At 36.2% G+C, this 16,269-nt stretch carries 12 protein-coding genes; all 12 read left to right on the top strand.

Features of this window, described 5'->3' with window-relative positions:
* The first annotated feature begins 13 nt into the window (after positions 1 to 13).
* The 12 genes from J2786_RS08795 to J2786_RS08740 all read left to right on the top strand — a co-directional run bounded on the left by J2786_RS08795 (position 14) and on the right by J2786_RS08740 (position 16,115).
* Positions 14 to 1,405, top strand: a complete 1,392-nt coding sequence (locus J2786_RS08795) for a glucoamylase family protein (protein ID WP_052187088.1) — start codon at positions 14 to 16, stop codon at positions 1,403 to 1,405.
* A gap of 100 nt (positions 1,406 to 1,505) precedes the next feature.
* Positions 1,506 to 2,213, top strand: a complete 708-nt coding sequence (locus tag J2786_RS08790; protein WP_047433608.1) for a carboxylesterase family protein — start codon at positions 1,506 to 1,508, stop codon at positions 2,211 to 2,213.
* Positions 2,214 to 2,291: 78 nt separating this feature from the next.
* A complete protein-coding gene (bglX, locus tag J2786_RS08785) occupies positions 2,292 to 4,619 on the top strand; it encodes a beta-glucosidase BglX (RefSeq protein ID WP_047433607.1) in 2,328 nt (775 codons plus the stop codon).
* Between the two features lie 92 nt (positions 4,620 to 4,711).
* A complete protein-coding gene (locus J2786_RS08780) occupies positions 4,712 to 5,110 on the top strand; it encodes a hypothetical protein (protein WP_047433606.1) in 399 nt (132 codons plus the stop codon).
* A 123-nt stretch (positions 5,111 to 5,233) separates the two neighbouring features.
* Positions 5,234 to 5,644, top strand: a complete 411-nt coding sequence (locus J2786_RS08775; protein ID WP_047433605.1) for a hypothetical protein — start codon at positions 5,234 to 5,236, stop codon at positions 5,642 to 5,644.
* Between the two features lie 394 nt (positions 5,645 to 6,038).
* A complete protein-coding gene (locus J2786_RS08770; RefSeq protein WP_156121528.1) occupies positions 6,039 to 6,182 on the top strand; it encodes a bacteriocin-like protein in 144 nt (47 codons plus the stop codon).
* A gap of 1,090 nt (positions 6,183 to 7,272) precedes the next feature.
* Positions 7,273 to 8,700 carry an adenylosuccinate lyase gene (purB, locus tag J2786_RS08765; RefSeq protein ID WP_047433603.1) on the top strand — a complete coding sequence of 476 codons (1,428 nt, stop codon included), beginning with the start codon at positions 7,273 to 7,275 and terminating at the stop codon, positions 8,698 to 8,700.
* Between the two features lie 160 nt (positions 8,701 to 8,860).
* On the top strand, positions 8,861 to 9,769 hold the full coding sequence (locus J2786_RS08760) for a hypothetical protein (protein WP_156121525.1): 909 nt from the start codon (positions 8,861 to 8,863) through the stop codon (positions 9,767 to 9,769).
* A 27-nt stretch (positions 9,770 to 9,796) separates the two neighbouring features.
* Positions 9,797 to 10,768, top strand: coding sequence for a WG repeat-containing protein (locus J2786_RS08755; RefSeq protein ID WP_047433601.1), 972 nt, complete (start codon positions 9,797 to 9,799; stop codon positions 10,766 to 10,768).
* A 199-nt stretch (positions 10,769 to 10,967) separates the two neighbouring features.
* Positions 10,968 to 11,999, top strand: a complete 1,032-nt coding sequence (locus J2786_RS08750; RefSeq protein WP_047433600.1) for a PDDEXK nuclease domain-containing protein — start codon at positions 10,968 to 10,970, stop codon at positions 11,997 to 11,999.
* Positions 12,000 to 12,025: 26 nt separating this feature from the next.
* Positions 12,026 to 15,721, top strand: coding sequence for a phosphoribosylformylglycinamidine synthase (locus J2786_RS08745; protein WP_047433599.1), 3,696 nt, complete (start codon positions 12,026 to 12,028; stop codon positions 15,719 to 15,721).
* Complete coding sequence (locus J2786_RS08740) at positions 15,702 to 16,115, top strand: barstar family protein (protein ID WP_052187087.1); 414 nt, start codon at positions 15,702 to 15,704, stop codon at positions 16,113 to 16,115. The genes J2786_RS08745 and J2786_RS08740 overlap by 20 nt, the downstream gene beginning before the upstream one ends.
* Positions 16,116 to 16,269: the final 154 nt, after the last annotated feature.

Genomic DNA, 16,269 nt, shown 5'->3' with positions numbered 1-16,269 from the left:
AAAAAGAGAGCTCATGAAAAGGAACGTATTATCAATGGCTATTACTTCATTATTCTTTGTGTATTCCTGTAAAAATGCTCCCGTTGCCAAACAGGAGACTGGAAAAACGGAAGCCGTAAAAAGTAATATCACAGATGAACAGCTGATGAACAGAGTACAGAAAGATGCTTTAAAGTATTTCTGGGATTATGCAGAACCCAACTCACTGTTGGGAAGAGAGCGTTACCATGAAGACAATATCTATCCGGATAATGATAAGCACGTGATCACTACAGGAGGCTCAGGATTTGGGTTGGCAACTATTCTGGTAGGAGTGGAAAGAGGATTTGTTCCAAGAAAAGAAGCGGTGAAAAGACTTACTCATATCATGGGTTTTCTGGCTAAAGCAGACCGCCACAAAGGAGCCTGGTCACATTGGATTAATGGGGAAACCGGAAAAACCGTTCCTTTTGGTAAAAAAGATAATGGCGGTGATCTTGTAGAAACCGCATTCCTTACTTCAGGAATACTGATGGTCCGTGAATACTTTAAAAACGGAAATGCAGAAGAAAAAGCCCTGGCAGCAAAATGTGACGAACTATGGAAAGGAATTCAGTGGAACTGGTATACCAAAGGAGGTCAGAAAGTTCTTTACTGGCACTGGTCACCGGATTACCAATGGGAAATGAATTTTCCTCTTGAAGGATATAATGAATGTCTGATCACGTATATCTTGGCAGCATCTTCACCTACTTATTCCATTGATGCCGAAACGTACTATAAGGGATGGACCAGAAACGGAACTTACCTTACAGACAAAACAAAATACGGGTTACCCCTGTATGTAAAACATAATTATGCCGAAGAATACGGCGGCCCGCTTTTCTGGGCACAATATTCATATATCGGGCTTGATCCGACGGGATTATCCGATAAACTTGTCAAAAATTACTTTGACATCAATAAAAATCAAACCCTTATCGACTATCAATACTGTGTCGAAAATCCAAAACAATGGAAAGGTTACGGACCCAACTATTGGGGACTGACAGCCGGCTATACAAGAAACGAGGATGGAACTACAGGTTACACCGCTCACATGCCTGGCAATGATAATGGAGTAATCACTCCTACCGCTGCATTGAGCAGTTTTCCCTATACCCCAAAAGAGTCCATGGCGTTCCTGAGATTCATTTATACTCAAAAACCTGAATTTATAGGATCGGCAGGCCCTTATGATGCAACCTCTATCAATTATAACAATTGGTTTACCCCAAGATATCTGGCGATAGATCAGGGAACAATAGCACCAATGATCGAAAACTATAGATCGGGATTCCTTTGGAAACTGTTTATGAATGCTCCCGAAATTCAGCAGGGATTGAAAAAACTAAGCTTCCAGTCAACCAAGTATGGAATAAAATAATTCAATAGGAACGAGCTATTATCCAAATCTTAGTCGCAGTGAGCCGTTTAAATAAAAAAGATCAAATCCGCTGGCTTTTAGCTAAAACCTAAATAACAATATGAAACTAAAACTGAAACATATCCCTCTTTTATTACTGCCGTTTTCATTACCAATGAGCGCACAGGAGATAAAAGGGGAACTCAATAAAGAAATTAAAAGACAGGAAAAAATCTCCTATATTCTGGATTATCCCAAGAATACGAAAGGGAATATTCCTTTGATTGTTTTTTTACATGGCTCCGGAGAGCGCGGGACTAACCTTGATTTGGTAAAAGCCCACAGTCCGTTTACCTATAAAAATCTGATCAAAGAACCTGTAGCTATTCTGGCACCTCAATGTCCGGAAGGAACATGGTGGGATACCGTTAGCGTGTATAATCTCATCAAAGAGATTCAGAAGAAATATAAAATTGATGCTTCACGCATTTATCTTACAGGACTTTCGATGGGAGGCTGGGGAACTTTAAAACTAGCCATGGAACATCCGGAAATGTTTGCTGCTGTGGCTTCGGTGTGTGCACCGACAGATCAGGTAATGACCGCCAATATTCATCAGTTTAAAGATCTGAATATGAAAATTTTTCATGGCGGGATGGACGATATTGTATTGCCAGCCAATGCCTTTAATTTTTATCAAAAACTACATCCTGTAAACCCAACTGCAGAACTGGTTATTTTCCCGAATGATAATCATAATTCATGGGATTCTGCCTATTCAAACCCTGCGTTGTATGAATGGATGCTCTCAAAAAAGAAAGAAAAGTAATCCAACACACAATGATTGAAAAATAAACCCATCAAATTAAAGCAAAAAATATAAACAATAATTTAAGAAGATAGATTTATGAAAAAGTTAATTGTAATCGCCACTTTAGCATTGGCTCCTGTATTTTCCGCACAGGAAATGGTAACGAAGCCCGTTCAGTCTTACCAGACGGCTCAGTATCAGGCTAAAAAGAAAGCTTTTGTAGATAATCTTTTGTCTAAAATGACATTGGATGAAAAAATTGGCCAGCTGAACCTTCCCACTTCCGGGGATTTCACGACAGGACAGGCACAGAGTTCTGATATCGGAAAGAAAGTAGAGCAGGGATTAGTAGGAGGATTATTCAATATAAAAGGAGCAGATAAGATCAAAGCTGTTCAGAAAGTAGCTGTAGAAAAAAGCCGTCTGAAAATTCCTATGATTTTCGGGATGGATGTTATTCACGGCTATGAAACTACTTTCCCAATTCCTTTAGGATTAGCAGCTTCATGGGACATGAATCTTATCCAGCAGTCAGCAAAAGTGGCTGCCAGAGAAGCAGCTTCTGATGGGATTAACTGGACATTCTCTCCCATGGTAGATATCTCCCGAGAACCAAGATGGGGTAGAGTATCAGAAGGTTCAGGAGAAGACCCTTATTTGGGGAGTGAAATTTCTAAAAACATGGTGTATGGCTATCAGGGGAAAGACCTTGCCAACGGTACCAACATCTTAGCTTGCGTAAAACATTTTGCCCTATATGGAGCAGGTGAGTCCGGAAGAGATTACAATACAGTTGATATGAGCCATGTAAGAATGTTCAATGAGTATTTCCCTCCTTATAAAGCAGCCGTGGATGCGGGTGTTGCTTCGGTAATGGCTTCTTTCAATGAAGTGGATGGAGTACCTGCGACAGGAAACAGATGGCTTCAGACTGAAGTATTAAGAAATCTATGGAAGTTCAAAGGCTTCGTAGTAACAGACTATACCGGTATCAATGAAATGGTAGACCACGGTATGGGAGATCTTCAGCAGGTATCTGCTCTGGCTTTAAAAGCTGGAGTTGATATGGATATGGTGGGAGAAGGTTTTTTAACCACTTTAAAAAAATCTCTGGCGGAAGGAAAAGTGACACAGGCCGAAATTGATATGGCAGCAAGAAGAATTCTTGAAGCAAAATATGATCTTGGCTTATTTGATAATCCATACAAACATGGAGATGCGAAGTTAGCGGCAAAAGAAGTCTATAATATGGAAAACCGTAATATAGCAAGAAATACGGCTGCTCAATCCATGGTGTTATTGAAAAATGACAATCAGGTATTGCCTTTAAAAAAATCAGGAACAGTGGCTGTGATTGGACCATTGGTGAATAACTCAATGAATATGGCCGGAACATGGAGTGTTGCTACAAAACACGCAGCTTCAATTTCTTTGATGCAGGGATTGCAGTCCAACTACGGAAAAGAAGTTAAGTTTTTATCAGCAAAAGGTGCCAATATAGATTATGATGCCAAATTAGAAGAAATCTATGCTGCTCACGGTAAAAAAACAGACAGAGATAACCGTTCCAAAGAAGAATTGTTAAAAGAAGCGGTAGACGTTGCCAGCAAAGCAGATGTGATTGTTCTGGCTATAGGAGAATCTGCTGAAATGAGTGGAGAATCTTCTTCAAGAACAGAAATTACCATTCCTCAGTCCCAAGTCGACTTACTCAACGAATTAAAGAAAACCGGAAAGCCTATCGCAATGGTTCTTTTCACAGGACGTCCTTTAGCTTTAACCAATGTAAAAGATACTCCGGATTCTATCTTAAATGCATGGTTTGCAGGATCTGAAGCAGGTAACGCTGTTGCAGATGTTCTTTTCGGAAAAGTAAACCCGTCCGGAAAACTTCCAATGACTTTCCCAAGAAGCCTTGGACAGGTACCTATTTATTATAATGCTAAAAATACAGGTCGCCCGCTAAGTCAGGATAAAGTAGATAAATGTACTTATGAAAGATTCCGCTCAAACTATATGGATGAGTGTAACACGCCTTTATATGCTTTCGGATACGGATTAAGCTACACCAAATTCAATTACTCGGATATGACAGTTTCTAATACTACTGCGAAAGGAAATCAGACGGTTCAGGCAAGTGTTACAGTAACCAATGCAGGAAACTATGATGGAGCTGAGGTTGTTCAGCTGTATATCAGAGATATGGTAGGAAGTATTACAAGGCCGGTAAAAGAACTAAAAGGTTTCCAGAAAATATTTTTGAAAAAAGGAGAATCTAAAAAAGTAACTTTTGATATTACTCCTGAAAGCCTGAAGTTCTATAACGGAGATTTGAAATATGACTGGGAATCAGGTGAATTTGATATCATGATCGGAACCAGCTCTGACAATGTTCAGCATTCAAAGATTAACTGGACTAAGTAATATCTGAAGAGTAACTCACCGGATTGTGTTATCATGTTTTTTTTGGCACGATTTTTAATAATACCACGAGTAATTATTATATACAAATCGACATGAAAAAAACAATTTTATTAAGCACAATGTTCCTTGGTTCTTTAGCATTTGCACAGAAAGGAGTAATAAAAGGAGGTGACAAAGATGCGCACGGATGTATTGGTTCTGCAGGGTACACTTATTCTCAAATTAAGAAAGACTGTATAAGAACGTTTGAGCAGAAAATCAAGTTAACAGAAGTAGCTCCGAAAGACAGCTATACTTCAATAGCTGCAGTTATTTTCAGTAAAGACATGAAAAAAGCTGAGGTTTTTGTAAAAGATGCGGGAGAAAGAAGCATTATCCTTACCAGAGCAGGAGGTAGAGCCAAAGCATGGAAAAAGGATGGTTATGTATTGGTTCCTTACAAAAAGCACGGATATCAGCTTAAAAAAGATAATATCGTGATCTATCAATAAGATCCGGTTTTCAAAAAAGAAAAACCACTCGCGAGAGTGGTTTTTTTTGTACCTTAGGGAGAAATTAATTAATATCCCTTTTTTGGGATATTTTTAATCCATCAGAAAACAAAAATTTTACATATGAAAAAAATAATTTTACTCAGTGCCATGTTCCTTGGTTCATTCATTTTTGCGCAAAAAAGTACTCCTGTTCTGGGAGGTGACAGAGATGTTCACGGTTGTATTGGTTCCGCAGGATATACCTATTCACAATTAAGAAATAATTGTATACAGACTTTCAATCAGAAAATAAAACTCAAAGAAGTAAATTCAGATAAAAGCTACACTTCAATGACGGCAGTTATTTTCAATAAAAGTATGACTAAAGCTGAAGTATTTATTCCCGATGGAGCTGCAAAAAGTATTATCCTAAATAAAGAGGGAAAAGGGAAGATCTGGAAAAGCGGATCTTATATTAAAGACAGCTATGTTTTAAGCCCATACAAAAAAAGTTATCAGATCAAGAAGAATGATGAAGTCATTTATCAGTAAAATAAAACTTTAAAAATATAAAGCCACTCGGAAGAGTGGTTTTTTTGTGGCTTGAAATCAATGAAATCAATGAATTCAATTGGATTTTAATGCGACAAGTTTTGTCGTTGTGGGTAGATATTTTTGTTCCCTCCCCGCTGGCGAGAGCGTCTCGCTCATGCCAGCAAATAAAACAAACCCTCTGCAACAGCAGAGGTTTTGATTTATTTTGTCTTAAGAAGCTCTATTGATATATATAGTGATTATCAAAAGCTAATAAACAATTGTCTTTGTAAATTATATAAAATGAATAAGTTATATTTTTTTATCCCAAAAATATGTATATTGGTATTACCAAATTAAAGCGTAATCCGAAAAGCATATAGAGTAGGAGAAAAATCAAAAAAACGTTACTATGAAAAATTTAAGAAAACTTTCAAAAAGAGAATTGAAAACAGTTCAGGGAGGTATTCCAATGTGTCTTGCAGGATACTTCTGGTGTTCATTGGAAAGAAAATGTATTCCGGTAGGATCACCTTGCGGACTTATTATCGATTAATTAATTAAAAATAGTAAAAAAAGGCTGTTTCAGAAATGGGACAGCCTTTTTTATACACTCTCCACCAATCGACTTAGGAATCAGGAGCGTAAAGAAAATTTCAACGTAATCCGTTAAAAAATCCACTGTCTGAGCATGGGACTTACTCAGAACCGAAGCAGAACCGAATGATCCATGCGAGTTTGGGAATTTTAGGAGTACATTAAAATTTTTAGCGGATGATTCCCGTCTTGAACTTTTGCATACTTTGGCTTCAAGGCAAAAGTATAAATGAAAAAAATGTTATTTTGCAGTTTTAATTATAAAACTTTCGTGCGGTCCAGAACAAATTATATTCTTGCTGTTTGTACCATTTTTCTCAATGTCATAATATTACTTGTAAATATATACATAATAAGAAATGGTTTTCGTCCCTTTGAAGGAGGCTTAAATTTTTCTATCGTGTTAATGATTTCAAATGTTTTTATCTTTCCTGCAGTTGCAACATTTTTCAAAACCTTAAGAAGTAAATTTATAATGTTAGCACTGAACATATTAGGAATGGTTGTAGCTGTTTTAGGAGCTTTTCTGGCTTTTCTGCTAATGACAATTCAATGCTAAAGGTAGATTATTGCGTTAATATGCGACTTAGGAATCAGTAGCGTAAAGAAAATTTCAATGTAATCCGTTAAAAAATTTCCACTGTCTGAGCATTGGACTTGCTCAGTACCGAAGAAGAACCGGATAATCCATGCGAGTTTGGAAATTTTAGGAGTACATTAAAATTTTTAGCGGATGATTCCTGTCTTGAACTTTTGCATACTTTTGTTTCAAGACAAAAGTATAAATGAAAATCATAATCTGTTAAAAAATCCACTGTCTGAGCATGGGACTTACTCAGAACCGAAGCAGAACCTAATGATCCATGCGAGTTTGGAAATTTTAGGAGTGCATTCCAATTTTTAGCGGATGATTCCCGTCTTGAACTTTTGTATACTTTTGTTTCAAGACAAAAGTATAAGTATAAATCATGAATGAAAATCATCAAAGCTGGATTTTCATCTCTCACCGAAAAACCGTATTTTTGTACATCTAAAAAGTAAAAGAACGAATGAATTCCTACAAAAATCCATTGGAAGAGCGCTACTCCAGTGAAGAAATGTTATTTAACTTCTCACACAATAACAAATTCCAGAATTGGAGAAAGCTTTGGATAGCTCTTGCTGAAATCGAAAAAGACCTTGGACTTGAAATTACAGATGAGCAGATCGCTGAGTTAAAAGCTAATGCTGAAAACATCGATTACGTAAAAGCTGCAGAGTACGAAAAAAAATTCCGTCATGATGTAATGGCTCACGTTCACGCTTATGGTGATGTGGCGCCTTCAGCAAAAGGAATTATCCACCTGGGGGCAACTTCGGCTTTTGTAGGAGACAATACAGACTTAATTCAAATCCGTGACGGACTTTTAATCTTAAAGAAAAAGTTGGTTAACGTAATGAAGAATTTAGCAGACTTTGCTATTCAGTATAAAGACCTTCCGACTTTAGGATTCACACACTTCCAGCCGGCTCAGTTAACAACAGTTGGAAAAAGAGCTACACTTTGGTTACAGAGTTTGGTTCTTGACATCGAAGAATTGGATTTCTTCCTTGAAACACTTCGTTTCAGAGGAGTAAAAGGAACTACAGGAACTGCTGCAAGTTTTCTTGAACTGTTCAACGGTGATTATTCTAAAGTAAAACACTTAGATAAAGAACTTTCAAAAAGATTCGGTTTCGAAAAAGTTTTCGGAGTTTCCGGACAAACTTACGATAGAAAAATTGATGCGAAAGTAGTTGCTTTATTAGGAAATATCGCACAATCAGCACACAAATTCACAAACGATTTACGTTTACTTCAGAACCTTAAGGAAATTGAAGAACCATTCGAGAAAAACCAAATCGGTTCATCAGCAATGGCTTACAAGCGTAACCCAATGAGAAGTGAGAGAATCGGAGCATTGGCAAAATATGTAATGTCTCTGACAACAAGTTCTGCAATGGTAGCTTCTACGCAATGGTTTGAAAGAACATTGGATGACTCTGCAAATAAGAGATTGACAATTCCTCAGGCCTTTTTAGCGGTTGATGCTATTCTATTAATCTGGAATAACATCATGAACGGAATCGTTGTTTATCCGAACAGAATCAACAAACATATTATGGAAGAACTTCCTTTCATGGCAACAGAATACATTATCATGGAAGAAGTAAAAGCTGGTGGTGACCGTCAGGAAATCCACGAAGTGATCAGAGTTCACTCTATGGAAGCTTCCAAGAAAGTGAAAGAAGAAGGAAAAGAAAACGACCTTATCGAAAGAATCTTAAATGATGATTCTTTAAAACTAGACAAATCAAAACTGAAAGAAGTTTTAGATCCTAAAAACTTTATTGGTTTCGCGCCGATCCAGACGGAGGAATTCATCAAAAATGAAGTGCAGCCAATTATAGACCAAAACAAAGACTTAATAGGATTGGAAGCTGATCTTAAAGTATAAAACAATATGCAGTCTTTTGGGCTGCATATTTTATTTAATTCGTATGAAGATTTACCTGTTTTTTATTTTGTTTTTATTTCCTGTGATGATATTTTCCCAGGATTTAAAACCAAATAAAAAAATCAGATCCGATGCCGATTTTAGCCATATAGTTTCAGGGATGACCGCTCCTTTTAGTTTGGGTGACTTTTCCAGAATGGGATTGTTTACAAACTCTAAAAATGACAGCGTTTTTGCTGCAGAGTATGAAAATAAGAGTAATGATGCCTTATTTAAATTCAAAATTATTCCGGCTTTCCTTGATGAGGAAAGGCTTTTAAATCATTATTATAAAGATTTAACTGAAAGAAAATATATTCCTAAAGAAAGTGAAAAAGTAAATAAAGGAGTAACCTTTAAAGAAGGAAAGTTCAAGCTTCACGGAATCAGTAGCTATTTTAACCATCTTAACAGACTGATTAATGTAAGAGTTTATGATGCGGGGTTTTGGGTTTTTATTTCAGAAATAAGCCAAAAAGGAAATGATACTTTACTTCTGGATAAAATGCATGAAGGATTTTTAAAGAATTTACAACCAGCAAAAATTGTACAAAATAATCCTTTAACAAGATATTCGAATATTATTTATGCACCTGTTGCTGCTCGTGACACTGTATTATTAAGAATTACAATGAGCAGTGCTACAAATAAGATGAAATGGATATATGAAAATATTGATAAATATGAAAGAGCTTCAGGAATTCCTGGAATCCTTTTAGATTTTCACATTGCGGGAATAAATGGTTTTATAGATTACAAGACGAAAAAAAATTCTACATCAATTAAAGAAGGTAATTTCACAGTGGATAAATTGATTTCGTTCTTCACAAAACTTCGAAATGATGGCTTTATAGACGAATATTTAATGGAGCAGTATAACTATTTATTAAGTCCTCCAGAAAATCATCAGTTTGATTATGAAGGTTATCAGAAGTGGAAGCTAAACAATTCTATAGACTATGATGTTGCTAATAAGTATTATATTATTGTAAATTCGCGTAAGAAAACAGATCTCACTAAAGACGAGTAAATAAGCTTTGAAACCATTTCCAATTCAATGAAAAAAATACTTTTAACCATCATACTGACACCGATCATTTCTTTTTCTCAGATTAAAGAAGATTTACATTATTTTAAATCCAAAGATTCTTTAGTGGGAGTAAAAGATAAGGCCGGAAAAATAATTGTTCCGGCACAGTTCAAAGTCTTTTCATTTATTAAAGATGGAGATCCTGTAGAAGGAGAAACCATTCTTTTTGATGGAAGTAAAGAAGGTGAAAAACCGGAGAAGAATGCATGGGGCTATGTGTACGACAGAAATGGGAAATTCCTGTATCAGCCTTTCCTTTTTGACAATGGGGCAGATTATTTCTCTGAAGGATTGAGAAGATTGGTTAAAAATGGTAAAGTAGGATTTGCAGACCGTAATGGGAACACTGTTATTGAAGCTGAGCATGACTTTGCATTTCCTTTTAATTACGGTTATGCTGCATTTTGTGATGGCTGTGATTGGGAAAAAACAAATGATGAACACAGATCCATTGTAGGTGGAAAATGGGGCGTGATAAATGTCAAAGGACAAACGGTTCAGCCATTAACAAAACCAACAGATCAGAATGTTGAAATAAATGGTAAATACTATCCTAATCCTTTTCATTATACTGAAAAGGAGAAGAATATCCTTCAGTTCTTTGAAAAGCAGAAGAAAAAACTGTCAGATCTTTATTATGTAAATTTTTATGACAAATTATCTGAAAAAGAAAAGAATCTGTTTTTTGAAATCGTAGAAAGGCCAAAAGAAAATTTTCCCTATTATCAGGTTAATACTTATAATGATAGGAAGAAAGATTTAGATATGCTTTACCGCTTCAAGTTTTTGGTTTCAGAAGATGGAAAAACATTTTATGCCATTGAGGGTTTTAATGAAAAGAAAGTTCCTTTTGAAAACTGGCTGAAAGAAGAAATAAAAAATGCTGAGGATTTTCAGAAAGAACATAAGGACAATCCCAATAAGTTTATCAATAAATAATATAAAATTGGAAATTCAGCAGTTCAAATTTGAAGAACATATGACTTATTCCTTTAAATTTGTACAGAATAATAGTTGGAGGGAAAATCTCTTTCAAAAATTTCCAATATAGATGGGTTTAAAGAAGGAAACTTTAACTCAGAAAAAGTAAAAAGAAAAATAAATCTAATATTAAAAATCTGATATCTAATTTTTAATAATGTTACAGAATCAAAATCATCAACAATTAATAACCGACCTTAAGGAGCTGGTGGACAAGACAAAAAGTCAGGTTGCAGCTCAGGTAAACTCGGCAATGGTGGTTTTGTACTGGGAAATAGGAAAAAGAATAAATGAAGATGTTTTAGATAATAAGAGAGCAGAGTATGGCAAAGAAGTTATTGTACAGATCTCTCAACAACTTACGTTAGAATTTGGAAATTCATTTTCTGAAAAAAATATCCGGAAAATGATGCAGTTTGCGTCTGTTTTTAGTGATTTTAATATTGTCGCATCAGCGATGCGACAATTATCATGGACCCATTTTTTACTCCTCATTCCTATTTCACAAGATACTAAAAGAAACTTTTATCTTGAAGTTTGTAAAATTGAAAATTGGAGTGTCAGAGTCTTGAGAGAAAAAATCAATTCTCTGCTTTTTGAACGAACAGCAATAAGCAAAAAGCCTGAGGAAATAATAGATAAAGAACTGAAAAACTGGTCTGAAAATAATATTTTAAATCCTGATCTGGTTTTTAAAGACCCTTATTTCCTGGACTTTTTAGAATTGAAAGATACCTTTTCTGAAAAAGATTTAGAAGAAGCTATTATCGTGGAACTTCAAAAATTCATTTCTGAATTAGGAAGTGATTTTGCATTTCTTTCAAGACAGAAAAGAATCACAATAGATAATAGAGATTACTACCTGGATTTGCTTTTCTATCATAGGAAACTAAAATCCCTGGTCGTTATCGAACTGAAATTAGGTGAATTTGAAGCCAGCCATAAAGGGCAGATGGAGCTTTATCTCTCATACCTTAATAAATATGAAAAAGTAGAAGGGGAGAATCCTCCCATTGGTTTAATCCTTTGTTCCGGGAAAAATTCAGAACATATAGAACTCATGAATCTGGAAGGAGATCATATAAAAGTAGCAGAATATTTACTTATCTTACCTTCTGAAAAAGTTTTGCTTGAAAAATTGCATCGTTCAATAGAGATAGCAAGAAATAAATTTGAAAATAAAAAATAAATCTAATATTAAAAATCTGACATCTAATGTCTAATAACAAAAGAATTTTCGTAGAAAAAAGAGGAATTTTCGATGTTGAAAGTCCAAAAATTTTTGATGAAGTAAAAGCGGTGATTCCGGCAGTTCAAAGCGTGAAAGTATACAACGTTTATGATATTTTCAATCTGAATGACGGAGAATTTGAAAAAGTGGTAAACAACACTTTTGTAGACCCTGTTACTGATATTTTACATACCGAAAACCCTGCAAAAGCTATTCATTTCGGAATGGAATTTTTGCCAGGTCAGTATGATCAGAGAGCAGATTCTGCACAGCAGTGTATCGCTTTGCTTACAGAAAATGAAAAATCAAAAGTAAGAAGTGGAAAATTAATCGAATTTGAAGGAGTTTCTGAAGCTGATTTGATTAAAATCAAAGATCTTCTGATCAACAAAGTGGAATCTCAGGAAAAAGACTTATCTATCCTGGACATTCCAGCAGATGAAACACCATCAAAAGTAATCATCCACGAAAATTTCATCAATTTCAATGATGCGGAGCTGGAGAACTTCTATAACAATCACGGTTTTGCATTAGGATTGGATGACCTGAAATTCATTCAGGAATACTTCAAAACTGAAGAAAGAAATCCTACGGAAACAGAATTAAAAGTATTAGACACCTATTGGAGCGACCACTGTCGTCACACGACTTTCGAAACTCAGTTGTCAGACATTCAGTTTGAAGGTCAGTTCAAACACACATTGGAAACTATTTTCAATGATTATATCGAAAAAAGAAAATTCTTAGGCCGCGAATTGAAGCCAATTTCCCTAATGGATCTTGCAACAGTATGCGGAAAATATTTCCACAAAACAGGGAACCTTGATAACTTGGTAATTTCTGACGAGATCAATGCTTGTACCATCCAGATCGAAGCAGAATACGACGGTAAAAAAGAACCTTGGTACTTATTATTCAAAAACGAAACGCATAATCACCCAACAGAAATTGAACCTTTTGGAGGAGCATCCACTTGTTTGGGAGGTGCTATCAGAGACCCATTATCGGGAAGATCTTTTGTATTCCAGGCAATGAGATTAACAGGAGCTGCAGATGTTTTGGAGCCCGTTGATAAAACATTACCAGGAAAACTTCCTCAGAAAACCATTACAAAACAGGCTGCCAACGGATATTCATCTTACGGTAACCAGATAGGCCTTGCGACTACAATGGTTTCAGAAATCTATGACGAAGGCTACAAAGCCAAGAGAATGGAAGTCGGTTTTGTTACCGGAGCTGTTCCTGTAGATTGGGTAAGACGTGAGAAGCCTGAAAATGGTGATTCAATCATTATTTTAGGTGGTGCAACTGGCCGTGACGGAGTAGGAGGTGCAAGCGGAAGTTCAAAAGAACAGGACGAAACTTCCATCCACACGATGAGTTCAGAAGTTCAGAAAGGAAATGCGGTAGAAGAGCGTAAAATTCAAAGGCTATTCAGAAATCCTGAAGTAACGAAGCTGATTAAAAAATCAAATGACTTCGGAGCAGGAGGAGTTTCTGTGGCAATTGGTGAGATTGCAGACTCTTTAGAAGTAAACCTTGATGTATTACCATTAAAATATGAAGGATTAAACGGTACCGAACTGGCGATTTCTGAATCTCAGGAAAGAATGGCGGTAGTTGTAGATCCTCAGGATAAAGAAAAATTCATCAGATTCTGTGAAGCTGAAAACATTGTTGCTGTAGAAGTAGCAAAAGTGACAGATTCTGGAAGAATGCAGATGTTCTGGAAAGGAGATAAAATTGTAGACCTTTCAAGAGCTTTCTTAGATACCAACGGATGTTCAAAATCTCAGAAAGTGAAGATCACTCACCTTGAAGAAGTAAAAGAAGAAACAAAAGCTTTCACAGCAGAAAACTTCCTGAACATCCTAAAAGATAAAAACGTGGCTTCCCAGAAAGGATTGCTTGAAATGTTCGACTCTTCAATCGGAGCAACGACAGTTGCAATGCCTTTAGGAGGAAAATATCAGCAGACCCTGATGGAAGGAAGTGTGCAGACCCTGCCAATTTTAGGAGCAAAAGATATTAAAACCGTTTCTTTGGCAAGCTGGGGATTCGATGCTGAAATTTCAAAACAAAACTCCCTGTTAGGATCATCTTACGCTGTAGTAGAAAGTGTGGCAAAGATTGTAGCAATGGGAGGTGATTATAAAAATATCAGACTAAGCTTCCAGGAATACTTCGAGAAATTAGGGCAGAATCCTGAAAAATGGGGTAAACCTTTAGCTTCACTTTTAGGAGCTTACGATGCTCAGATCAATTTAGGTCTTGCAGCCATTGGAGGTAAAGATTCCATGAGTGGAACCTATCAGGATCTGAATGTTCCGCCAACCTTGATTTCTTTTGCATGTGCCAACGGAGATAAAGAAAATATCATCTCTCCTGAATTGAAAAATGCAGGAAACAAACTATATTTCTTTAATCACATTGCTCAGGAAAGCGGACTTCCAAACTATAATGCTTTAAAAGAAGTTTTTGAATTCATTTTCGAAAACATCAAAGCAGGAAAAATCGTTTCTGTGAAAACAGTAAAAGAAGGAGGTCTTGCCGTAGCTTTAGCAAAAATGAGCTTCGGAAACAGATTAGGAGCGGACATCAATGCTGATGAAAATGTTTTATTGGCTAAAAATATCGGAAGCTTAATTATTGAAGCAAAAGAAGAATTAAGCTCAGCAGCTCTTCAGTTTATCGGAGAAGTAAAAGATTCAGGGACTTTAAAAATCAATGGTCTTGAATCAAATATTACAGACCTTGTAGCAGCCAACACGAATACATTCGAAAATCTTTTCCCAACAGTAGAAAAAGAAAAGATCACGGTTGAAATTGATGCTAAACACAACTCTGTCAATCCAAGAAATATCATCATTAAAAAACACGGAATTGCTCAGCCAAAAGTATTCGCTCCGGTATTCCCGGGAACCAACTGTGAGTATGATACGCTGAATGCATTCCAGAAAGAAGGTGCTGTAGTAAGCAGCTTACCTTTGATCAATATCAATCACCAGTTACTGGATGAAAGTATTGATGCATGGGTAGAAGAGATCAGAACTTCCCAGATTCTGGCATTCTCAGGAGGTTTCTCTGCTGGTGATGAGCCGGATGGTTCTGCAAAATTCATTGTAAACGTTCTGAAAAACGAGAAAATGAAAAATGCAGTACACGAATTATTAGACAGAGATGGGATGATCATAGGGATCTGTAACGGATTCCAGGCGCTTGTGAAATCTGGATTGCTGCCTTACGGAAGAATCAAAGATCTTGATGAAAACTCTCCGACGTTAGCTCACAACGCAATCAGAAGACACATCTCTCAGATGGTTACGGTACAAGTGGTGAATGACGAAAGTCCTTGGTTAAAAGGAATGAAAGGACAAACTTTCACTATTCCTATTTCTCACGGGGAAGGACGTTTCATGGCTTCAGAAGAAGAAATCAAGAAATTATACGAAAACGGACAGATTGCAACCCAATACATTGATCTTGATGGAAACATTGCCCACGGGATGCCTTTCAACCCTAATAATTCATTATTCGGAATTGAGGGGGTTACCAGCCCATGTGGAAAGATCTATGGAAGAATGGGACACCCGGAACGTTTTGCTGAAGGTCTCATGAAAAATATACCAACCGCAAATTATCACAACATATTCAAAAACGGTGTTGAATACTTCAAATAACAATACAAGAAAAATGATCGTCATCCATGGCGGTCATTTTTCGTCTTTAGGAGGTTTCTACGAAGAAGCTTCCAGTGTCCTGATGAAAGATGCAGATTGGAAGGTAGGAACATTAGATGGATTTGATGACATTCTCTACGGTGGTTTCGGAGTATTTGAAAACAAAGAAGAAATTGAAATCATCTGGAAAGAATCACAGAAATCAAAAGAAGAATTAGGTTTTGCTGCTACTTGTGAATTCTACGAAAACAAAATCAGACAGGGAAAACCATTCAATATAGAATTAATTCAGCAAAAATTAAATGAATTGGAGGAAGGAAAAGGACAAACACTTTTTGAAATCCTGATTGAAATTATAGAATCACATACCAATATTACACTGAGACTTGAATGATGAGTAATGAGTAATGAGTAATGAGTAATGAGTAATGAGTAATGAGTAATGAGTGGAAATTTTGAAATATTGACATTTTCCAGCTAGCTTCATCCAATCAACTTGTTGATTCCTTCTTTGCCTCCTGGAATCAAAATAATACCAATAAAATCTT

Origin of the sequence: Chryseobacterium vietnamense (assembly GCF_031454475.1) — a bacterium.
In the GTDB taxonomy this organism is placed as follows: Bacteria; Bacteroidota; Bacteroidia; order Flavobacteriales; family Weeksellaceae; genus Chryseobacterium; species Chryseobacterium vietnamense.
The sequence above is the reverse complement of the archived record's forward strand: the minus strand, read 5'-3'. Positions and strand labels throughout refer to the sequence as shown.